The organism is Clostridia bacterium (genome assembly GCA_024653205.1).
Classification (GTDB): Bacteria; Bacillota; DSM-521; order Neomoorellales; family SLTJ01; genus JANLFO01.
Window position 1 is genome coordinate 148,007 of sequence record JANLFO010000003.1, and the last position, 21,729, is coordinate 169,735.

Here is a 21,729-nt window from a genome sequence, read left to right on the forward strand (position 1 = left end):
AGGCGCCGCATCTCCTCCACTGGAAGGCACAGGAGGGCGGGCCCCGTCCCGCCCGAACGCCTCGGGCCAGTGGCTGGGCCGCGGTGGTGCCTCTGGCCTAGCGAACCACCAGGAGGGCCAAGGTGGCGCTGTACACCCGCCGGCCGTACTCTTCCTCATCCGGGGTGTCAATCACGTGCCGGATATAGAACAGCCAGTGCCCGGGGTGGGCCAAGGCAAACCTTGCCCTTCCCGCCGCATCCGCGGTCTGAACCAGCGCCCAGCCTTCTTCCTCCCGCTGAACCCAGGTGGCCCTAACTTCCGCTCCGGGCATGGGGTGGCCGCGATAACGTGCCTCCAGGATGACCTCCTCACCCGCACGATAAACCCCGGGGGCAGCCGCCAATTCCAGTTCGTGGCCGAGATAGCCCGCCTCGAAGGAGGACTCGGGCGCGACGTAAGGGCGGCCAAGATGCCCCACCTCCACCCAAGTCTTGGCGTACTGGTAGTAGTAGCCGACTTCGCGGGCGTCGGTGCTCTGCCGGTAATAGCCCTCTCGGATAACGGCCACCGGCCCCACATTGTTTTCCACCGTCACGGCCCAAAAACCTTCCCGGTCGGGGGTAAACCGCAACCTATGAGAGGTGTTATCACCCGGGTCTACCGGCAGAGAAATGCGTGCCCCGCCGGCAGCCGCCACCCAAGCCGAAAGCCGCTTCCGGTCCGCCAGGCCGCCAGGCCGTCCCGCGTGCCCGCAAAACACCCGGCAGCGCACCTCGCGCCCCGCGTGGCCGTGGCTGGCCTCCGGCAATACCCAGATCTCACAGCCTGGCCCTGCATTAGACATTAGCGACACCTCCCTCCGCCTTTTGCCCTTGCTCGAGCCGGCCAGCGAGCCCAGCCAAGCACCCAGGAGGGCGCTAGTCCTTCTGCCTCACGAACATTTCCGCGTACTCCGCGTAGCGGCCGGCGAAGACCGGCCGGGTAAACCAGGAACCGCGCTCGCCGAGCATCACGCACAGCGGCTTGGCCCGCTCGTAGTCCATCTCCCCGGCTTGGTTGAAGAACCGGTCATCCGCCTCCAGGTGGACTACCCGGCCGATCACCAGCGAGTACTTTTCCCGGCTGATCTCCTCTACCAGAGTGCACTCCGCCCAGGCCAGGCAGCCCTCGATCCCAGGGGGCTTAACTTTCCGGGAAGACCGGGGCTTCAGGCCCGATTCTTCAAACTCGTCCACTTCCGGCGGGTAGTTGCGCGAACAAATCATTACCTCCTCCGCCAGGTCCGCTCCCGGCACGTTGACCACGAACTCGCCCGTATCCCGGATGTTGCGTAAAGTGTCCCGCTTGATCCAGGAGGCCAGAAGCAACTCCTGGAGCGGCCTCAGTATGGGGGTGATGCACGACCAGGGAGCGATGTTGTTCACCCCGTCCTTTCCCACGGTGGAGATCAGCACCACCGGTAGGGGCATTATCTGTTCCCTCTTGTGCGGGGCCAGAATCACGCTTCCTCCCCTCCATATACCGGTATCCCGCCGACCGGCTTCTGAATCACCCTTCGTGCCGGGCTACCCTGCCAAGAGCCTCCTCCCGCCATAGATGCAATCCTTTCTCACCTCCTGAAAAAACAAAGGCCACGGAGAAGACCTCCATGGTCTTAAAGTTCCTTAAGGCTCCAAGCGTGCTTCTTGCCCGGCGGCTGGCTCCGGCCAGCCGCCTCCCAGTGTTTTCTTAAATTCACCGGAAATCGACAGGTTCCTGCTAAAACCCTATGGCCGTCTGCGCCTCCCTCACTTCCGAGGTGGGTTAACCCACAGGAGATGGCAGATTGCCTCCAGCACCCCGCCCGCCACCGCCCGGGCTCTATCGGAGATGCTGAAGCAGTACTCCGCGCGGCCACGAGGATCTACGTCGCCCACCTTCTGCCCCGGCCTCACCTCCAGTCCCGGCCGTAGCAAGCCCCTTACCACGCCCGCAATACGGCTACGGACGGGCGTGTTTCCTACCCAGGCCACTACCTCTTCAGCGCTTACCTTGTGGCCGATTTCCACGTTCGGCTCCCAGCGGCCGGCCGCCTCCGGCGGCACCCGCAGTACCCGCTCCTCGGAGTAGCCCAGTATCTCTCCTGGTACCCCGGTGTGGGGGTCGGCTGCGCCCCGATATATCACCCGGCCCAGGTAATGGCCGCATTGGGTTTCCACCACCGCGTCTGCGTCCAGACCGGCGACGAAACCCGGCCCCACCCCGATCACCACCGGGGCGAGGTCCCTACGAGTACCCACATTCATCTTGGCCATGATGGCGTCCACGAGAACTGTCGGCCTCAGTTGCCCCAGGCAGCGGGCCTCGGGGTCAACCAGAACCGGAACCGCCCCTCGAGCCCATGCCCCCTGTACCGCGCCCGGTTCCTCGATTCTTATGCCCCGGACCCCTTCTACAGTAACCTCCCCCTCGTAAACGGCTTCAGCCAGGGCTACAGTCCGCCTTTCCACTGTGGGCTGGGGTAGCTCAAGCATCACCACGGGAAAACCACTCCGCCGCAGCCGGTGGGCAATTCCCGTAGCCAGCTCACCCGCACCCCTGATCACCACCGTTTCCGGCCTCACGTTCGTTCCCCTTCTTTCTTCGCCGGCCAAAGGCGTCTGGGACCCGATCGGCCGTTACGCCGGACGTTATAATGGGCTAGGACTTGACTTTCCCTAGCGCCTTCAGCACCCTGTCCGGCGTTACCGGATATTCGGTCACCCAGGTGCCCAAGGCGTTCGATACCGCCATCAACACCGCCGCCGGTCCGGGGGAGGTGGCAATCTCGCCTACGCCGACCGCCCGGAAGCGGTGACTGGGGAAGGGAGTTTCCAGTATCACGTTTTCAATGCGAGGCAGGTCGGCAAAGGTGCGCCATTTGTAATCAGCCAAATTAGACGTAAGCACCCAACCGTGCCTGGGATCGAGCACCGTTTCTTCGAAGATGGCGCTGTCAATCCCGGCCGAGCCCAGACAGCCGTTAAGTTGCCCTTGGACTCCCAAGGGGTCGATTATCTGTCCTACGTCGGTGGCGTTCACCACCCGCCGCAGTCTTACTTCCCCGGTTTCGGTGTCTACCTCCACCTCTACGAAGCTCATCAGACAGTTGGCCAGGGTAAAATCAGGCTCGAAGCGGCCGAAGCCCACTATGGTGCGGTCCACGCCCATAGCTTTCCAGGACAGTCGCCGCTTGGGATCGGCCTTAACGAATACCTCCCCGTTTTCCGTGTCTAGTTCCTCCGGAGCCACGCCCAATTTGGGAGCCAAGAGCTCGAAAAGTTGGCGTTTGGCATCTTCCGTGGCCCGGATAATAGCGCTACCGATGGCATAGGTGCCTCGGGAGCCTACCGAGCCGAACTCAAAGGGCGTGATTAAAGAGTCCGCCGGGGCGAAAGAAACCCGTTCTAACGGTAGTTGCAATACCTCAGCCGCCATCTTCATGTAATTGCTCCAGTTGCCGGTGCCGAACTCATTTACACAACAAAAGATTACCGCCTTGCCTTCCGGGTGCAGGCGCACCAGAGCTTCGGAGGCGTCTTCGCCGATGTCCGCGTTGCCGTGTGCGCCCACGCCTACTCCCGTGCGCTTGCAGCCCCGAACTTCCGTCGGCCTTAACCACCCTTTCCATTTCTCCTTCCAGCCGAAGAGCTTTGCTCCCTTCTCCATGGCGGCAGCGTAGTCCGGCCCCCGGTAAGTGTACCAGTTTCCGTCCCGCCAGTAGTACCCGTCGCCGGGTTTGACATAGTTCTTCTTCAGGAATTCAAACGGATCCAGATCCAGTTCGGCAAGGGCCCGCGATAGCACCGGCATCAGTGAGCACTCCAGCTCCTGGCCACCGAACCCCCGGATTTGACCGGAAGGGGCCCGGTTGGTGCAGACTATAGCCGTCTTCAGATCCCAGTTGGGGCAGCGCAGCAGTATCTGCACCTCACCGAGGCCCACCGCCACCTGAGCCTGGGTGGTCATGGAGTAGTACCCGGTGTCCACGAACCATTTCCCGGCTACTGCGGTCACCGTGCCGTCTTTCTTTAGCCCCACCCGGGCCTGGATTCGCGAACCCAGGCGCAGAGTGAAGGCGGCCAGGTGCTCCTCCTTGCTCATGACCATCTTGACCGGCCGCCCCGTAGCCCGACTGAGCAGGAGGGCGTAGCAGTATAAGGGCCACGCCAGGATTTTGGAACCGAAGCTTCCGCCGCACGGCAGGCCGATGGTTCTAACCTCTACCTCCTTATTCAGTGCGTGGTAAAGGATGATCTTGTCTTGGTAGGCAAACTGGGTGGACAGCCAGAAGGTGGCCCGATTGGGTTCCTCCCAAAGGGCAATGACGCCCGGTGGTTCCGCCGGCAAAGGATTAGCGAGGCCTTCGTAGCCGGCAGTACCTTCCACGACCAGGTCGGCTTCGGCCAAGCCCTTTTCAACGTCGCCCATCACCAGTTCCTTTAAACACTTGGGGCCAAAGATGGGCATGCCGGGCGGCACCACGTTACCGGGGAACTCGGAGAAAAGTTGAGGAGCATCGGGCTTCAGAGCCTGGTCAATATCAAATACCGCCGGAAGAACCTCGTACTCTACCTCGATAAGGTCCAGCGCCTGCCGGGCGACCTCCTCGCTGGTGGCCGCCACCAGCGCCACCGCATCTCCTGCAAAGCGTACTTTTTGGTCCAGCACCCGGGTGTAGCGCGGCGTACCTCCCCTCCATCCGGGAGGGACGTCTTCGTAGGCTAAGACCGCCTTGACGCCCTCCAGTTCCAGGGCTCTGCTCTTGTCAATGTGTTTGATAACAGCATGAGCATGAGGGCTTCTCAGTACTTGGCCGTACAGAAGGCCGGGCATCTCGAGGTCATCAAGGTAACGCACCTTACCGGTAACTATTTCCATGGCATCCCGTCGCGGGAATGGCTGGCCTACGTAGCGGTAATTACCGCCCACCACCCTCACCCCTTACACCCCGTAAGGATGATCCGTTCGGCTCCGGCTCCGCTTCCCCGCTGCTCGTAACCGGTCTCGATCATGACCAGTAACCACCCCCCTCCTAAAGACTGCGATTGACTTTGAGGCGATTCTATCATAGGTTCAAAAGGCTCTCAATTACCGCTCAGCCAAAACCTGACCGAAGTGCCCTGGGGAAAGGTTTGACCCAGGCTTAACAAAATCTTTTTGGCACCTTAATTCGAGGCGGCTATTATGATCCCGGTCGGATCCACCAAGAACAATTCCGGGCAAGGAGGGACCGGTGATGTTCACCCCCGGCCAGGTGGCCGTCAGTACCATGGCCTTGAACAACCCACCGGAACTGGTTAGGTTGGTCACCGCTGCCCCGGAGCTGAGGCTGGGCGTAGAATTATTCGCCGAAGGGCCGGAGTGGGAGGACTGGGAAAGGGCTGTTGGCCTGGTGCGGACCCTGCTACGTGACCACCAGGGCCGCCGTAGCCTTCACGCGCCTTTCTACGACCTAAACCTGGCCTCCGAAAGGTACTCCAGCCTCCGAAGCCTTACCAAGGCGGTGCTGGAGCGTTCCGTTTTGGCGGCCGCGGAGCTAGACTGCGAGTACCTAGTGGTCCACCCCTGTAGCGGCACCAGTTACCTGTTCTCGCGTTCGGCAACCCAGCGGCTTGTCAAAGAGGCCCTGGGAGAGCTGGCGGAGAAAGCCCGGTCGAGCGGAGTGAGGCTGGCGGTGGAAAACGTGGGCTACGGACCCACGCAGCTCTTCGACGCCGGGGAGTTCGTCCGGCTGGTGCGCGAAATCCCTCACCTTTATGCGGTTCTGGATGTCGGTCACGCCTTTGTCAATCGGTGGGATATGCCGGAAGTGCTGGTGCAACTCGGGGATAGGCTTTTGGCCTTACATCTCCACGATAACCACGGGCAAGTGGACGAACACCTGCCCATCGGCCAGGGCGCTATCGATTTCGGCCTGCTGTGGTCGGTGCTGGAAACTAGCCTCTGGCAACCCGCTTTGGTGCTGGAATACCACCGCGCCTCGGCGCCGGAGGTGCTGGCGCACGCCCGCTACCTCAGCGGCTTGGCGGCCGAAAGGGTAACGCCGGCCGGCGTTTGAGGCGACGCGGGTTTGGCTCCCTCCGGGTTAAAGCCACAGGCAGGTCGAAAGAAAGGTCCGGTACGACCCCGCATAAGGAGGTGAAGCGGGGGTGGACGTTGATAGTCTGACGGGCACGGATAACTGCCAACAGTCTGGTATCCTCGGAAACGAAGGGTCTTCACCTCGCCTCCGGTCCAAACGCGCCGGGCCGGCAGTCCTAATTTATCTGGAGGCCCAGCCCCAGCAGATGGGTTTTGGGTTGTGGCCGGGGGCCAGGGAGTGCCTGGAAAAGATCCTGGCCGAAACCCTGCCCGACAGTGAAATCCTGGCGGTGGAGGACCTGCCCAACGGGGCCCTGACCGTCCTGCTGGCCGCCGACGGCCCGGTGGGGCCGGCGCACCGGCAAAGGACCGCCTGCGCCGCGGTTCTGGCTCTGAAGGAGAGAATACGCTTTGAGCACCTGCGCCAGACCGGCCGAGAGCCGGAGGTCCGGGCGGGCTACGCCCCGGTGGACCTGGATTTGCCCAACCCCGAAGTCCACCTCCGCCAGGCCCTGTGGGAGGCGCGCCGCCGGGCGATCAGCCCCGCCAACCTGGAAACCGCTCCTTTGCTGAGCGAGCTCGGCGAACTCATTGCCCAAGCCCGCTTCCAAACCGTGTACCAGCCGATTGTTTCCCTCCGCTTTGGCAGCATCCTGGGCTGGGAAGCCCTCACCCGGGGCCCAAGGGATAGCTACTTTCACCACCCGGAGGTGCTCTTCGGCTTTGCCGAGAAGGCCGGGCTGCTGTACCCCCTGGAAAGGGTCTGCCGCCGCCTGGCCCTGGAGAACCTGGGAGAGCTAGCGCCCTCGCAAAAGCTTTTTCTTAACCTCCATCCTCGAACCATCAGCGACCCCAATTTCGTGCGCGGAGAAACCATTAAGTGGGTCGAGGCTATGGGCCTGAGGCCCCAGAATATCGTCTTCGAGATCACCGAGCGGCACCGCATCGAGGATTTCCTCCTGTTCAACCGCACCCTGGAGCACTACCGCAGCCAGGGATACCTGGTAGCGGTAGATGACGCGGGATCCGGGTTCTCAAGCCTCAAAACCGTTGCCGAGGTTCGACCCGACTTTATCAAGATCGACCGCTCCCTAATCAAGCAAATTCACCTTGACTCCCTTAAGCGGGCGCTGCTGGAAACTCTAACCGCTTTTGCGGAAAAGATCGGCTCGGCCATCATAGCCGAAGGCATAGAAACCGAGGAGGACCTAACTACCCTGGTGCTGACCGGGGTACACTTCGGCCAAGGTTTCTTCCTCGGCCGGCCTCAGTACCCCAAGCCCCTTCCGGAACCCACCGTGCAGGACAAGATAGCTACCCTGGCGGTTAGAGGCCGGTACCGGGCTTTCCGGCACGTTTTGCCGGTGGGGCACCTGGCCAAGAAGCCCCTCACCGTTGGCCGCGAGGCTCCCTTGCGCGAAGCCTGGGAAAAACTCCACCAAGATCCCGCCGCCGAGGCAGTGGTGATTACCCAGGCCCGTTTTCCCGTGGGCCTGCTTACGCGACAACGCCTGGAAAGCTGCCTCGCCCAGCCCAATGAGGAGCCCTCGCTCTTGGACCGCCCGGTGGTCGAGCTAATGGACGCCCGGCCGCTGGTGGTGGAGGAAGACGTTCCGGTGGAGGCCGCCTCGCTGATGGTGACCAGCCGTCCCCGGCATCGCCTGTACGATTGCGTGGTGATTACCAGAGATCGAGAACTTACCGGAGTTCTGCCTCTGCAGACGCTGCTGGAAGCCATGACCAAGATTCGGCTGGAAATGGCCAAAGGCGCTGGCCGTGGTGGAAGGTGGCAGCCGGGAAGGGGCTTACGACCTTAAGACCATTGCCGAAAAAGTGGCCCAGCTCAAGCGCTACGCCAAGTCTCTGCCCGGAAGCGTATACGTTGAGGACCGCCGAAAACCGGAAAACGCCTAAGGGTCTGCCCACCCGCAGGAACCGGTGGCGGGGAAATAGAATCTACCTCAAAACAGATGAGGCTTATCGGCCCGGCCCTACCGGGGAAGGTGCCGGCGGGGAGGCGGTCAAGAGCGTGCTGATCCTGGCGATTAACGGTAGCCCCCGAGGACGGAAAAGCAACACCGAGCGCATCCTCCAGGCCTTCCTGGCCGGAGCCGAGGAGGCCGGGGCCCGCGCCGAAACGCTGTACTTAAGCGAGATGGAGATCCAGCCCTGCCGGGGCTGCTTCACCTGCTGGACCAAGACTCCTGGGGTATGCGTCCACCGGGACGACATGGCGGCGATCCTGCCCCGCTTATACGAGGCGGACGCGCTGGTGTACGCCACTCCCCTTTACGTCTTCACCGTCAGCGGGCTGATGAAGGATTTCCTGGACCGCCACCTGCCCGGGGTAGACCCCCACCTGGTTTGGCAGGGCAGGCACCTGGCCCACCCGCCCCGCTACCGCCGGGGTGGAAATAAACAACGGGTAGTGCTCATTTCCAACTCGGGCTTTCCCGAGCGGCACCATTTTTCCGCCCTGCTGGAAACTTTCCGCCGCTTCACCGATAACCCGTACCAGGAACTGGCCGCCGTCATTTTTTGCGCCGGCGGGGAACTTTTGCGGCAGCCTGCCCTGGCGGACACCTTGCGCTGGTACCCGGACGCCGCCCGCGAAGCGGGAAGACAATTCGTCCTCTACGGCCGCATACGGGAAGAAACCCAGCAGTTGCTGGACACCCCCCTGGCGGAGGCGGAAGTGTACGCCCGCATGGCCAACCTGTACTGGGACAGCCACCTGGCTGGCGCCGAAACCCAGGAGCAGCCCCAATCCCCCGCTCCCGACCGGGAGGAACTTTCCCCGCCCCTTCCCCTGCCTTCGACCCCGCCCGGAGAGGCCCCCACCACCGCTTACGAGGCCATAGCCGGCATGCCCCTGGCCTTTGATCCCTCTGCCGCCGGCAACCTCCAGGCCGACATCCAATTCGTGGTGAGCGGGGCCGAACCGGGCCACTACGTCCTGCGCCTGGGCTCCGGCCGCTGCACCGTTCACCGGGGAACCGTGGCCCGTCCCCACCTCACCATCCGCACTCCTTCCGAGGTATGGGTCAAGATTGCCCGCGGTGAGCTGTCCGGTCAGACCGCCTACGTAAAGGGTATGTATCAGGTAGAAGGCGATTTCGGCCTCCTGCTGCGCCTGGCCGACCTTTTCCCCGGCCCCCAAGGCCAGCCCCGCTCAACGGAGCCCGCGCCCGCCGCCGCGCCTGAGCCCTCGCCCCCACCGGCTGCCCCCGAAGCTACTCCCGCCGGACCGGTCCGCCTTCCGGGCATGGCCTGGCTTACCCTGGCCTTCCTGCCCTGGATCGCCTTTTGGGTTCTCGCGGATCTGCCCGGCCTGGGCGAAGGCGTGAAGCTGGGCCTGCCTTTGGCCCTGGCCGCTGCGCTGTGGCTCTACCGCCGCCATTACCGCCAGGCCACCGGGATGGAAACCGGCTCCGCCCTTTACTTCCTTCTTCTCGCCGCCGCCACCCTGGCGGGCAGCGATTTCTTCCGCCACTACCGCGAGGTGCTGGGCTACCTGGCCCTGGCCGGCCTCTGGTTCGGCACCCTGGCCACCGAGGTTCCCCTCACGGCCGAATACTCCAAGTGGAGCTACCCGCCGGCCCTGTGGAGGCAACCGGTTTTCCTGCGCACCAACGCGGTGATCACCGCCGTGTGGGGCGGAATTTACCTGGTACAGGCCGTACTCGCCCTGGCCGAAAACGCCGCCGGATCTGCCTGGGGCTGGATCCTGGCCCGCAATCTCCTGCTGGTCCCGGGCCTGGTGTTCACCGCCTGGTTTAAAGACTGGTATCCGGCCTACGGCTCCCTGCGCCGACCCAGCCGGCCCCACCGTACTTAAGTTAGCCGTTGCCCGGCAGTCCCTTACCGTGGTAAGATGCTGCCAGGAGGGAAACCAAATGGCAGTGCCGGAAGAGGAACTGAAGAAACAGATCGCGGCCGGAGAAGAAAGCCCGGGAGCCTACCGGGGCTTCGACCCGTTTATCCAGTATCTGCTACACCGCCTCGACGCGTTGGAAGCCGGGCTGCGTGCCGAAATAGTCTCCCTGCGCGGGGAGACCCGCCACGAAATGGGCAACCTGCGGCAGGAACTCCGCGACGAAATAGGGAACCTGCGGCTGGAAGTCCGCGACGAAATAGGGAGCCTGCGGCTGGAAGTCCACAGTGAAGTAGGGAACTTGCGCCAGGAAGTAACCGGGCTACAACAGGAAGTCCACGGCCAAGTGGGAAACCTGCGCCAGGAAGTACGAGACGAGATAGGAAAGCTGCGCCAGGAAGTAACCGGGCTGCAACAGGAAACAAATGCCCGCCTGAATTCCCTTCACCAGGAGCTCCACTCCACCACCCGGTGGATCGTGGGCACGATCATCGCCGCCACCGGGGTGGTCCTGGCCCTGGCGCAACTTCTCAAGTGGTGAACTCCACCAGCCCAACCTCTCTACACCTTTAATCTACATCTTTAACCCCCGCTTAACCTAACTCTCCAACCCTCTTAACCGCTTCCTGCTAACCTACTGCTTGAAGAAAGAGTGCGGCCCTAGAAAAACGAGCCGAGGGGCCTCGTGCGGGGCACTACGCTCCGTGGCGCTGCCGAGGAACTGTTCTGGCGCCGTACGGCACCGGTCTTGGCCGCACCGACCGGAGCCGACGCTAGGCCCGGTGACCCTGGCAGGGAGGTGAGGTTTCCGAGGAGCAGGGGTGAGCGACCCAAGCGACCCGAGGAAGAGCTTCAGAGGATAGTCAGAAGGTCCCTTTAATGCTCAAGCCGCGAGATCTGACCGTACACCCAAGGAAGGAGGATTGGGCGAATGAGGAAAGGCTTACTGTTAGTTGCCCTCGGGGCCCTGCTGGTCGGCCTCCTAGGTTGCCAAACTGGCGCTCAGGAGGCCAGCCCTCCCGGTGCGGCAGAAGCGCCGCTGGAGGGGGAACTTAAGCTCAGCGGCTCTACCTCGGTGCAGCCGTTGGCCGAGGAGCTGGCCCAGGCCTTCACGGCCAAGCATCCGGAAGTGAGGGTGAGCGTGGCTGGCGGCGGAAGCGGCGTCGGAGTCAAGGATGCGGCCGAGGGCCGGGTGCATATCGGCAACGTTTCCCGGGCCCAGAAGGACGGCGATCCGACCGGCCTGGTCTGGACTACCATTGCCAGGGACGCGGTCACGGTGGTCGTCAACCCCCAGAACCCGATCGGCGCTCTGAGCAAGGAGCAGGTGAAGGACATCTTCACCGGCCGGGTCACCAACTGGAAGGAAGTAGGCGGTCCGGAGGCGCCTATTGTGGTCCATTCCCGCACCGTGCCTTCCGGGACCTACGACTTCTTCGTGGAAGTCTTCCTGGACGGAGGAGAGGTTATCGCTACCGCCAGGCAGCACGCCTCCAACGGCCTGGTGCGCCAGGCGGTGGCCTCGGACAAGCACGCCGTCGGGTTTCTCTCCCTGGGCTATCTGGACGCCACCGTTAAGGCTCCGGTCATAGACGGCGTAGAGCCGAATATGGAAAACGCCCGCGCCGGCCGATACAAGTACGTGCGGCCCTTCAACATGGTCACCAAAGGGGAGCCCGCCGGCCTGGCCAAGGCCTTCCTGGACTTCGTTCTCTCCCCGGAAGGTCAGGCCATCGTGGCCAAGGAGTACATTCCGGTGCAGTAAGGCCAGGAGTAGGCGGGATCTCGCCCCACCCGGCGTCGATCCAACCGGATTTAACCGGTTTTTAACCCGGACCCAGCCCAGATTTTACCCGGTTCTGCTAGGTTCAAATCGGAGGGGGTCAAGAGATGGCGGGTATGCATTTGACCGTACTGGTAGCGGAAGATGATCCTCACGTCCTGGAGCTGGTGAAGTACCACTTGGAACGGGAACACTACCGGGTACTTACCGCTGCCGACGGTCATTCCGCCTGGCGGCTCGCCATCGAGGCCCTGCCGGATCTCGTGGTGCTGGACCTGATGCTTCCGGGTCTGGACGGTTACGACGTGTGCCGGCGCCTGCGCCGAGACCCGCGCACCGCCTCGGTTCCCATAATCATGCTGACCGCCCGGGCCTCGGAAACCGACAAGGTACTGGGCCTGGAGCTGGGCGCAGACGACTACGTCACCAAGCCCTTCAGCCCCCGGGAACTGGTGGCCCGCATCCGCGCCCGCCTCCGCCCCCTTGCTACCGAATCGCTGCCCGACGAGGAGCTGCGCTACGGCGATCTGGTGATCAATCCGGCCCGCTTCCAGGTCACAGTCCGGGGGGAGGAGGTCCGGCTGACCGCCAAGGAGTTCTTCCTGCTCCACCATCTGGCGTCCCACCCCAACCTGGTGTTCACCCGGCAGCAGCTCCTGCGGGCGGTGTGGGGCTGGGAGCACCCCGGCCAGACCCGCACCGTGGACGTGCACGTCCGCTACCTGCGCCAGAAGCTGGAGCCCGATCCGGAGCGCCCCCGCTACATCGAAACCGTCCGCGGGGTAGGTTACCGCTTCAACGGCCGCCCCTCACCGCCGGTAGAATCCAAGCCCAAGAAGGAGGGTGATAGGCTCGAGGCGAAGGCGACCTGTTCCTTCTAAAGGCGGGAAAGTGTAGAGCATGCGGGCAGATAGTCACGCAAACGGCCACTTCCGGCCGTGGCAAAGAACCTTTCTAACCACAAGGGAGGTCAAGGAGCACATGCGCAAGGGATTGGTGGTGCTGCTTCTTCTGGCGCTTGTGTGCTGCCTGGTGGGCCCGGCGGCAGCGGCCCGGGCGGCCGACATATCCGTCCGGGTAGACGGAAAAGAGCTGGTCCTGGACAGTCCGCCGGTCCTGGACCAGGGCCGGGTCCTGGTGCCCATGCGGGCGGTCTTTGAGGCTTTAGGAGCCACGGTCAAGTGGGAGGCGGCTACCCAAACCGTAAGCGGCCAAAAGGGAAACACTTCCGTAATCCTGAAGGTGGGCCAGAAACAGGCCACGGTTTCCGGTAAGAGCGTGGCTTTGGACGCTCCCGCCCGCCTGGTGTCCGGCCGGGTGCTGGTGCCCTTACGGTTTGTAGCTGAGGCCCTGGGGGCTTCGGTGAGCTGGGACGCCGCCGTCCGGCGGGTGAACATCACCTCCCAGGCCACCGCCACCGGCTCGACCGCTGCCGCTCCGCTGGCAGGCGAGCTGAAACTAAGCGGCTCCACCTCGGTACAGCCGTTGGCCGAGGAGCTGGCCCAGGCCTTCATGGCCAAACACCCGCAGGTCAGGATCAGCATCGCCGGCGGCGGTTCGGGGGTAGGGGTTAAGGACGCGGCCGAGGGCCGGGTGCACATCGGCAACGTCTCCCGGGCCCAGAAGGACGGCGACCCGGCCGGGCTGGTGTGGACTACCATCGCCAAGGACGGCGTGGCGGTGATCGTACACCCCTCCAACCCGGTCAGCGCCCTCACCAAAGAGCAGGTTAAGAAGATCTTCACCGGCCAGATTACCAACTGGAAGGATGCGGGCGGGGGCAACGCGCCCATAGTAGTGCACTCCCGCACGGTGCCGTCCGGAACCTACGACTTCTTTGTCGAAGCCTTCCTGGACAAGGAAGAGGTCGTAAAGACAGCCAAACAGCACGCCTCCAACGGCCTGGTGCGCCAGGCGGTGGCCTCGGACAAGAACGCCGTGGGGTTCATCTCCCTGGGCTACCTGGACGCCAGCGTGAAGGCGCCCAAGATGGACGGGGTAGAGCCCACTCTGGACAACGCCCGCAGCGGCAAGTACAAGTACGTGCGGCCGTTCAACCTGGTTACCAAGGGCCAGCCTAGCGGCCTGGCCAAGGCCTTCCTCGATTTCGTGCTCTCTACCGAGGGCCAAGAGATCGTGGCCAGGGAGTACATCCCGGTGAAGTACGGCCTGTAAAGGGCCCGGCTCGGCAAGCGAGACGGCGTCCCACCCTGCCCGCTCCGACACCGGGGCGGGCAGGGTCCCCTACCCTCCAGGCGCCGGGCCCGGCCCCGAAGGGGCGCGAATTGCGCCGGCGCGGGTCCGGCGGTCCAAAGCCCGGGCATCCGCCTTCACCGGCGCCGGCGCCCAGTTCGGTGCCCGGCGAGACTTTAGGCGCTCGGTGGAAGCCGGACGGCCGGAAAGGAGAAGCAGGGGTCCTTTAGCTGCCCTACCCCGGCAAATGGGATCCGATAAGGAGGAAAAACTAGGTGAGCGTTCTCCCCCCTACCCCGCGGAAACCCGCCTTATATCGTCCCTATCTTGACCCGGTCCGAGGACGTTATTTCCAGGAACAGGCGGTGCAAAAGGCGCTCCTATTGGTTACCGCCGCCAGCGCCGGGGTTATCCTGCTGATCCTGTTCTTTCTGTTCCTCAAAGCCTGGCCCATCTGGCGCATCAACGGCTTAGGCTTTATCACCGGGACCGACTGGGACCAGCAGTTCGCCCGGGCCTGGTCGGCACCGGGGGAAAGCCCGGTCTGGGAGTTCGGAGCCTTGCCTCTGGTCGCCGGGACTCTTTATACCACCGCCGGGGCCCTGGTGCTGTGTCTTCCCTTCGGTTTGGGGTGTGCGGTATTCCTGGCGGAGCTATGCCCCCCTCGCCTCAAGGCCGGCCTGGAGTCGGTGGTGAGGCTTCTGGCCGCCGTGCCTTCGGTGATTTACGGCCTGGTCGGCCTGATCGTGGTGGTCCCCCTGATCCGCCAGGCCCTCATAAGCGACGAGCTGGCCCTTGAGATGATCCGGATCTGCGCCCTGGACGGCACCGGGCTTCTTCCCGGGATACTCGTCTTGAGCATGATGATCGGGCCCATCTTCATTGCCCTGGCCACCGACGCCTTACGTGCGGTTCCCTACCGCTACAAGGAGGCGGCCCTGGCGCTGGGCCTCTCCCACTGGCGGGCCATTGTGCTGGTGATGCTGCCCGCGGCCCGCAAGGGCCTACTGGCCGGCGCCGTCCTGGCCGCAGCCAAGGCCCTGGGAGAGGCGGTGGCCATGTCCATGGTGACCGGCAGCGTGGCGCATTTGCCCAGCCCGGGGCACGGCCTGGTTTTCTTTCTGGAACCGGTACGCACCCTGGCCTCCAACTTGGTGGATCACGCCGAGGCCATGACCGTGCCCAGCTGCGAGGCGGCCCTGTTTGCCTGCGCCACGATCCTGCTGGTGTCCTGCACCCTGCTCAGCCTCTTCGCCCGCCTGGTGGTAGGAATGAGCGCCGAAGGAGGCGGCAGAGGTGTCTAAACGAGACCTAATGGGAACTGCTCTTGCCTGGGTTTCGGGCCTCGGGGGACTGGGGATCTGCGGGTTGATCCTGGGTTTTCTGGTGGTTAAAGGAGGGCCGGCGTTGAGCTGGGACTTTGTCTCCCAGGATCCCCGGCCCAGCCTGCAGGAGGCGCTGAGCGGCGGCATCCTGACCCCCATCATCGGCACCGCCCTGCTCACCCTCCTGGGCGTCGCCCTGGCCTTTCCCTGGTCTTTTGGCAGCGCCGTGTACCTGGCGGAATACGCCCGCGAAGGCCGGCTGCTGAACCTGGTTCGCACCGGCATCGAGGTCCTGGCCGGGGTGCCCACGGTGGTGTTCGGGCTTTTCGCCCTGGCCCTGTTCTCCCACCCCAGCCTGGCCCTCTTCAGCTCTATGGTGGAAGGAGTAGAAGGCGGCCGGGCCTTCGGCCGGAGCTTCCTGGTGTGCGCGGCGGCCATGGCGGTGATGGTGCTCCCCTACGCCATCAAGTGCATGGAAGAAGCCCTGCGGGCGGTGCCCCCCGGCTACCGGGAGGCCGCCTACGCCCTGGGCCTCACCAAATGGCGCACCATCAGGAAAGTGGTGGTGCCGGCGGCCATGCCGGGGATAATCACCGGAGTGATCCTGGCCGTGGGCCGCATTGCCGGAGACACGGCCATCGTCTGGCTGTGCCTGGGCGGCAGCATGACCCTGACCGGGCCAGAGCCCTGGTGGCATCCCCAGAACTGGCTGGAGACCTTACGCAGCACCGGCAGCACCCTAACCAGTTACATCTACTACTCTTCTCCGGCCGGAGAAGGAAACTCTCCTACCAAGGCCTTCGGCGCCGGCCTGGTGCTGATGGCCATGGTATTGGTGCTGAACTTTATCGTGGACTATCTGGGGCGCCTGGCACGGGCGCGGGAGGAGTGAGATATGAACCGAACGGACGCAGAGAGTAGTCACGGTAAGGTAACGGTATCCGGGCTTTCTACGTGGTACGGGCGCCAGCAGGTCCTGCGGGAAGTGAGCCTGAGACTTCCACCCAATTCCATCACCGGACTGATCGGCCCTTCCGGATGCGGCAAGAGCACCTTCCTGCGCTGCCTTAACCGGCTGAACGACCTGGTGCCGGGGTTTCGCCTGCAGGGTGAAGTGCTGTTGGACGGCCAGGACCTTTACCGCCCGGGTACCGATGTGGTGCAGGTCCGACGCCGAGTGGGAATGGTGTTCCAGCACCCCAACCCTTTCCCCAAGACCGTCTTCGAGAACGTGGCCCTGGCCGTGCGGGAGCACAACCCCCGGATAAAGAAGGGGGAACTGGAGGCCATAGTGGAGCAGAGCCTGAAGCGGGCCATTCTGTGGGAGGAAGTCAAGGATAAGTTACACCGCTCGGCCTTTGAGCTCTCCGGCGGCCAGCAGCAGAGGCTCTGTATCGCCCGCTTACTCGCGGTGATGCCCGAGGTGATCCTGCTGGACGAACCCTGCGCCAGCCTGGACCCCGTATCCACGGCCCGCATTGAAGAACTCTTGCTGGAGCTGAAGAAAAGCTACACCGTGGTGGTGGTTACCCACAACCTGGGCCAGGCCCGGCGGATATCCGACTACCTCGGCTTCTTCCTGGAGGGCAGGCTGGTGGAGTTCGGCGAGGCGGGAGAGCTGCTGGCAAACCCGCGCCAGAAGGCCACCGAAGATTACCTCACCGGCCGATTCGGGTAAATCACGTCCGGCCGGCTTACGCAGCCCTACCTTCGCGAAGCGACGTATCGCCTTCACTGACGGACTCTTAGCCATCGCGCAAAGGCAGTCCGGGGAGCAGGCCCTCACCTCGGGCGGTCACCCACTGCCAGAAGGTACGGCGCATTCGGCACTCGCCCTCGTAGGGCAGGTCTGGGCGGCGGTGGTAGGCGTAGGCGCGGGCAAGGCAACCTCCGCCGCACCAAGACCTCACCGGACATGCCCGGCACCCTTCCCCGGCGGCACTTGATCTCTGGGGCCATCGGACTTAACCTCCCCGACCTTTTCCCGGTACCATGCGCCGTTACTTGTTTTTGCCTGCCTGGGCTGCTCTTCCTCCTAATAATAGCCACCCGGCTTAAGTTTAGCCGACAAGGGAGAGTGGTCCGGAAAAGAAACTGGCGCTGGCGCCCGGAAAGCGGAGTGCGCTATAATGTGATCGAGGTGAAAGGGATGGCCGTCGCGCGCGAGTATGTTAAGGCCCTAATCGACCGGCTTACGGACGACCAGGTTGAAGCCCTAAAGATCATCTTGGAAGCTATGGCCCTGCCGGCGGAAAGCCTTGAGCCCGGAGAGGCGGAAGAAATAGACCGGGGTTTCGCGGAGATAGACGCGGGTAAAGGTGTGAGGGCGGAAGATGCCTGGAAAGAGCTTGGAATTTGAGATAATCCTCTCGCCCAAAGCCATGAGGCAGCTTAAAAATCTCGAACGCGAAACCCAACTAAAAGGATTAAGAATGCGGTGGAAAAGAGCCTACGGCCCTTTCCTCCGCGGGGGGACATCGCGAAGCTGGAAGGCAAGCCGGGCGTGTACCGACTTCGGGTTGGCGACTGGAGGGTGACCTTCCGGTACGATTTCAACCGCCGGGAAGTCCACGTGGCCGAGGTAGCGCACCGGGGCCGCGCCTACCGCGGCTAGTTCTCGCCGGTTCGGGCCTCCAGTTCCGCCTCCACCTCCAGGTAAACCTGCTTCAACGCCTCGGCCGTCTCGCGCTCTGCCTTCCACATGCCCCTTTCTATCGCCTCCAGCAGGTGGGCCACGATGTTCTCCAGGGCCCAGGGGTTGACCTCCTTGAACCACTGCTGCATTTCCGGGTCCAGGGCGTATCTCTCCGCCAGGGCCTGGTAGAGCCAGTCTTCCAGCACCTCGGCGGTGGCATCCCAACCGAAGGCAATCTCCACCAAGTGCGAAAGGTCTCCGGCCCCTTTGTACCCGTGCCGCTTCATGCTCTCGATCCACTTGGGATTGAGCACCCGGCTGCGAAAGATGTGCCGTGTCTCCTCGGCCAGGGTGCGCACCTTAACGCGTGTGGGATCGGAGCTGTCACCGCCGAAGGACCGCGGGGCGCTCCCGCGGAGGGCCTTCACCGCCGCCACCATCCCTCCGTGGTAGGAGTAGAAGTCGTCACTGTCGTAAATATCGATTTCCCGCGTGTCCTCGTTCTTCACCGTAGCCTCCAGGGCGGCCAGACGGCGCCGGAAAACGGAGCGGGCCTCCCGCCCGTATAGTCCTCGGCCGTACGCGTAGCCGCCCCAGGTGACGTATACCTCCGCCAGGTCGCGTTCGTCCTTCCAGTTCTTGGCGGTGATGAGTTCGCTCACCCCGGCGCCGTAGGTTCCCGGCGGGTCGCTGAAAACGCGCCACATGGCCTGGGCCCGCGCCTCGGCCGGCCCCGCACCCTGACGCGTCAACTCTTCCGCCTCGGACCGCACGTGGGCGGCCACATAATTCCGGTCGGGAGGCTCGTCGAGCGAGGCCACCAACTCCACCGCCTGATCCAGAAGGTGGACCAGGTTTAGAAACACGTCCCGAAAGAGACCGCTGGCCCGCACCGTGACGTCAATCCGGGGACGGCCGAGCTCCCCCAGAGGAATCACTTCCAGCCCCTTCACCCGTCCCCCCTTCTCCCAGACCGGCCGCACTCCCAACAGGTACAGGGCCTCGGCCAGATCCTCGCCGCCGGTGCGCATGGTGTTGGTGGCCCAGATGATCATGCCCACGCTCTCCGGATACTTCCCTTCTTCCTCCCGATAGCGGGTCAGCAAGGCCTCGGCCAGGGCCCGGCCGGTATGCCAGGCAGTGGAGGTGGGAAGAGCCTGGGGGTCGACGGAGTAGAAGTTGCGACCCGTGGGGAGCACCTCCGGCCTTCCTCGGGTAGGAGCACCCGATGGCCCCGGTGGGACATAGCCTCCTTCCAGCGCCGCCACGCAGCTCCCCAACTCCCTTTCGGTTGCCGCCAGGCGCGGCACCAGGGTCTCGCCCACGAACTCCAGCACCCTGCTGAGGCCCTCCTCTTCCCGGCCCAACACCTGCTTCACCGCCTTGGCCGCCCTTTCCGGGCGGTAGCCCTCGGAGGCAAACGCCACCAGCAGGTCCCTGGCGGTACGGTCCACCTCCTCCAGCACTTCGGCCCCGGTGCGCCCGAACTCCGGCAGAAAACGACCGGGCCTCTCCGCCAGCGCTGCGTAATTCAGACCCCGGAACCGGGCCACTTCCTCCCGGAGCGAGGGGGCAGAAGCATTACCCAGGCGCGTGAGGGCGAGAAGCATGTCCACCAGTTTCTCCCCCTCCGGCGGCCGGCCCAGCACATGCAGGCCTTCGCGGATGAGCGTGTCCTTCACCTCAAAGAGGTAGGTATGGAGCCGCTCCAGGAACCCTTCCCAGTCCTGGGCAGCCTCTTCCCGGGTCAGGTTCAGGTCCCGGTCCAGCCGGGCGGTCTCCACCACCTTCCAGATCATCTCCCGCAGGGTGGGAAGCTTCGCCGGGTCGAGAGTCTTGGCCGTGTGGTACTCCCTCACCAGTGCCTCTACCTCCGCCAGCTCGTCGTAGACGTCTGCCCGAATCATCACCGGGATGAGGTGGTCTACGATGGCGGCGTGGGTACGGCGCTTGGCCTGGGTGCCCTCTCCAGGGTCGTTAACAATGTAAGGGTATACGTGGGGAAGGTCCGGGAGGGCCAGATCCGGAAAGCAGGCGGCAGAAAGTCCGATTCCCTTTCCGGGAAGCCATTCCAGAGAGCCGTGCTTGCCCAGGTGAAAGACCAAATCGGCCCCAAACTCATCCCGCAGCCAGCGGTAGTATGCCAGATAGTGGTGCGGGGGAGATAGGTCCGGACTGTGGTAAATACGGGAAGGGTCTTCCAGGAACCCCCGCACCGGCTGGATGCCCACAAAAACGTTGCCCAGGACAATGCCCGGTACCAGGAGACGGTTTCCGTAGGCGAAGACCCGCCCCGGAGGAGGCCCCCAATCCCGAAGCAGGTGCTCCCTCGACCGCACAGGAAAGCCGGAAAACCAGGTCGTGTAGACGCCTTCCTCTACGCCTGCCACCGCCCGGCGCTCAATCTCCCGGGGGTCAAGCCAGCCCCGCTCGTTGGTAAGTCCGGCCAGGATCCTCTCCATCAAAGCAGCCCCATCCGGCGGTAGATCCTCCACGCGATAGCCCTTCTCCCTCAGGGCCGCCAGAAGGCGGTAGAGGCTGGCCGGGGTGTCCAGGCCGAAGGCACAGCCGATGCGGTCGTTCCGTGGGGGATAATTGTGGAGGATCACCGCCACCTTTTTGTCCGAATTGGGCTTGCGGCACAGGCGGGCCCAGCGGAGAGCCAGAGAGGCCACCTTCCTTACCCGTTCCGGCTCGGGAAGGTAGCCCGTCAGCGCCGCTCCCGTAAGGGGGTCAAACTCCTTCACCTCCCGGAAGGCAATAGGCACGGTAATGAGGGCGCCGTCGAATTCCGGCAGTGCCACGCCCATCACTACCTCCAGCGGGCCCAGACCCTGGAGACTTTGCTCCCATTCGACCTGCGAGGAGAGGCACACCAGGGCCTTGATAAGGGGCACACCCAGCTTTTGATAGAGGTTCTCCGGGGCCGCCGGCCGCGCTCCCGACGAGCTGGCCACCGTCTGCGAGAACATTAGAGCGGTGATTACGGCGTCTACCAGCGGCCGCCCCTCCCGCATGAAGTAGTGCTCCACCGCCCACTCTATTCCCCGGCAGCCCAGCTCGTCGTTGCGGGCCGAGTAGAGAAAGACCGGTACCGCGGTACCGCCCTGGTCTTCGATCTCACGGATCAGAGCGTCCACAAACTCGGTGTTTCCGGCCAACCACCAGGTCTGGTAGAAGAGCACACCTACTACTGGCCCCGAGACCTTTTGCCTCCGCTCTTCCAGGTAGGCGGCCACGGCGGCCTCCTCGGCAAAGTCGGGGTGGTAAAGCCCCTCCCAGGGCCGGGGTCTCGGCTCCTCCACCGCATGAGCGGCGCCGAGAAACCGGTTGGCCGCCCACAGCAGGAGCTGCCGGAAGTTCGTCTCCCCGCCGTAAAGCACATAGCCCGCCACCCGCTCGTAGTCCTCGGCGGGGAGAGAGCCCAACGCCATGACGCCCGGCAGGTCCTCTCCCGAGGAAGGAATCACCGCCAGGGGAACCCTGGCCTCTTGGGCAACACGCCGGAGTTCCCCAAACCCCGGAAGGGATTCCGGGTCGCCCATGAGGCGCACTATCATCAGGTGAGAGCCGGGCACCGCCGCTGCCAATTCGGCGACCGCCCCCGGTGCCTCGAGCTGGGTACGGGAGCGCGCCACCACTTCCACCGAAGGCCCGCCTCCTTCGGCCAGGCTGTGCGCCGCCCGGGAAAGGCTTGACAGCTCCGCCTCTACAGCGGTGCAGAAGATGACTCTCAACAAGGCTGCTCCACCTCCACCCGCTATGGTTTGCGGGAACCGGGGCTGAGTTATCCCCACTTTCCCACGGGCGGTACCGGGTGCTCCCCGTTCGTACT

General features: G+C 63.9%; 16 protein-coding genes and 1 pseudogene. 12 read left to right on the forward strand and 5 right to left on the reverse strand.

Annotation, left to right across the window (positions count from 1 at the left end):
* Nucleotides 1-97 precede the first annotated feature (97 nt).
* The 4 genes from NUV99_02685 to NUV99_02700 all read right to left on the reverse strand — a co-directional run bounded on the left by NUV99_02685 (nt 98) and on the right by NUV99_02700 (nt 4,932).
* Nucleotides 98-826 carry a DUF4198 domain-containing protein gene (locus tag NUV99_02685; GenBank protein ID MCR4419039.1) on the reverse strand — a complete coding sequence of 243 codons (729 nt, stop codon included), beginning with the start codon at nt 824-826 and terminating at the stop codon, nt 98-100.
* A 73-nt stretch (nt 827-899) separates the two neighbouring features.
* On the reverse strand, nt 900-1,484 hold the full coding sequence (locus tag NUV99_02690; protein MCR4419040.1) for a flavin reductase family protein: 585 nt from the start codon (nt 1,482-1,484) through the stop codon (nt 900-902).
* A 285-nt stretch (nt 1,485-1,769) separates the two neighbouring features.
* Nucleotides 1,770-2,585 (reverse strand): selenium-dependent molybdenum cofactor biosynthesis protein YqeB, encoded by an 816-nt coding sequence (gene yqeB / locus NUV99_02695; protein MCR4419041.1) that lies wholly within the window; start codon nt 2,583-2,585, stop codon nt 1,770-1,772.
* A gap of 76 nt (nt 2,586-2,661) precedes the next feature.
* Nucleotides 2,662-4,932 (reverse strand): xanthine dehydrogenase family protein molybdopterin-binding subunit, encoded by a 2,271-nt coding sequence (locus tag NUV99_02700; GenBank protein ID MCR4419042.1) that lies wholly within the window; start codon nt 4,930-4,932, stop codon nt 2,662-2,664.
* A 307-nt stretch (nt 4,933-5,239) separates the two neighbouring features.
* Between NUV99_02700 and NUV99_02705 the strand changes: the two genes are divergently transcribed.
* The 12 genes and pseudogenes from NUV99_02705 (at nt 5,240) to NUV99_02760 (ending at nt 17,873) form a co-directional block, all read left to right on the forward strand.
* Entirely contained in the window at nt 5,240-6,061 is an 822-nt protein-coding gene (locus NUV99_02705; protein ID MCR4419043.1) for a sugar phosphate isomerase/epimerase, read from the forward strand.
* A 229-nt stretch (nt 6,062-6,290) separates the two neighbouring features.
* Nucleotides 6,291-7,901, forward strand: a complete 1,611-nt coding sequence (locus NUV99_02710) for an EAL domain-containing protein (GenBank protein MCR4419044.1) — start codon at nt 6,291-6,293, stop codon at nt 7,899-7,901.
* Nucleotides 7,902-8,113: 212 nt separating this feature from the next.
* The gene (locus NUV99_02715; protein MCR4419045.1) at nt 8,114-9,922 is read left to right on the forward strand and encodes an NAD(P)H-dependent oxidoreductase; all 1,809 of its coding nucleotides are present in this window, start codon (nt 8,114-8,116) and stop codon (nt 9,920-9,922) included.
* A gap of 58 nt (nt 9,923-9,980) precedes the next feature.
* Nucleotides 9,981-10,499 carry a CCDC90 family protein gene (locus tag NUV99_02720; protein ID MCR4419046.1) on the forward strand — a complete coding sequence of 173 codons (519 nt, stop codon included), beginning with the start codon at nt 9,981-9,983 and terminating at the stop codon, nt 10,497-10,499.
* A gap of 390 nt (nt 10,500-10,889) precedes the next feature.
* Complete coding sequence (locus tag NUV99_02725) at nt 10,890-11,723, forward strand: phosphate ABC transporter substrate-binding protein (GenBank protein ID MCR4419047.1); 834 nt, start codon at nt 10,890-10,892, stop codon at nt 11,721-11,723.
* Between the two features lie 134 nt (nt 11,724-11,857).
* Nucleotides 11,858-12,535 (forward strand): annotated as a pseudogene (locus NUV99_02730) (response regulator transcription factor).
* A gap of 187 nt (nt 12,536-12,722) precedes the next feature.
* The gene (locus NUV99_02735; protein MCR4419048.1) at nt 12,723-13,916 is read left to right on the forward strand and encodes a phosphate ABC transporter substrate-binding protein PstS family protein; all 1,194 of its coding nucleotides are present in this window, start codon (nt 12,723-12,725) and stop codon (nt 13,914-13,916) included.
* A 293-nt stretch (nt 13,917-14,209) separates the two neighbouring features.
* The gene (gene pstC, locus NUV99_02740) at nt 14,210-15,238 is read left to right on the forward strand and encodes a phosphate ABC transporter permease subunit PstC (protein MCR4419049.1); all 1,029 of its coding nucleotides are present in this window, start codon (nt 14,210-14,212) and stop codon (nt 15,236-15,238) included.
* Complete coding sequence (pstA, locus tag NUV99_02745; protein MCR4419050.1) at nt 15,231-16,151, forward strand: phosphate ABC transporter permease PstA; 921 nt, start codon at nt 15,231-15,233, stop codon at nt 16,149-16,151. Before pstC ends, pstA begins: the two co-directional genes overlap by 8 nt.
* A 3-nt stretch (nt 16,152-16,154) precedes the next feature.
* Entirely contained in the window at nt 16,155-16,937 is a 783-nt protein-coding gene (gene pstB, locus NUV99_02750) for a phosphate ABC transporter ATP-binding protein PstB (GenBank protein ID MCR4419051.1), read from the forward strand.
* Nucleotides 16,938-17,336: 399 nt separating this feature from the next.
* A complete protein-coding gene (locus NUV99_02755; protein ID MCR4419052.1) occupies nt 17,337-17,618 on the forward strand; it encodes a hypothetical protein in 282 nt (93 codons plus the stop codon).
* 78 nt (nt 17,619-17,696) lie between these two features.
* Entirely contained in the window at nt 17,697-17,873 is a 177-nt protein-coding gene (locus NUV99_02760; protein ID MCR4419053.1) for a type II toxin-antitoxin system RelE/ParE family toxin, read from the forward strand.
* On the opposite strand, the gene cobN is transcribed toward NUV99_02760, so the two are convergent.
* Complete coding sequence (gene cobN / locus NUV99_02765) at nt 17,870-21,634, reverse strand: cobaltochelatase subunit CobN (protein ID MCR4419054.1); 3,765 nt, start codon at nt 21,632-21,634, stop codon at nt 17,870-17,872. The genes NUV99_02760 and cobN overlap by 4 nt on opposite strands.
* Nucleotides 21,635-21,729: the final 95 nt, after the last annotated feature.

What these genes read in the sequence shown, in the direction of transcription:
- NUV99_02725 (MCR4419047.1), top strand. Translation starts at nt 10,890, where the DNA reads ATGAGGAAAGGCTTACTGTTAGTTGCCCTCGGGGCCCTGCTGGTCGGC.
- NUV99_02735 (MCR4419048.1), top strand. Translation starts at nt 12,723, where the DNA reads ATGCGCAAGGGATTGGTGGTGCTGCTTCTTCTGGCGCTTGTGTGCTGC.
- NUV99_02720 (MCR4419046.1), top strand. Translation starts at nt 9,981, where the DNA reads ATGGCAGTGCCGGAAGAGGAACTGAAGAAACAGATCGCGGCCGGAGAA.
- pstB (MCR4419051.1), top strand. Translation starts at nt 16,155, where the DNA reads ATGAACCGAACGGACGCAGAGAGTAGTCACGGTAAGGTAACGGTATCC.
- NUV99_02710 (MCR4419044.1), top strand. Translation starts at nt 6,291, where the DNA reads ATGGGTTTTGGGTTGTGGCCGGGGGCCAGGGAGTGCCTGGAAAAGATC.
- NUV99_02705 (MCR4419043.1), top strand. Translation starts at nt 5,240, where the DNA reads ATGTTCACCCCCGGCCAGGTGGCCGTCAGTACCATGGCCTTGAACAAC.
- NUV99_02685 (MCR4419039.1), bottom strand. Translation starts at nt 826, where the DNA reads ATGTCTAATGCAGGGCCAGGCTGTGAGATCTGGGTATTGCCGGAGGCC.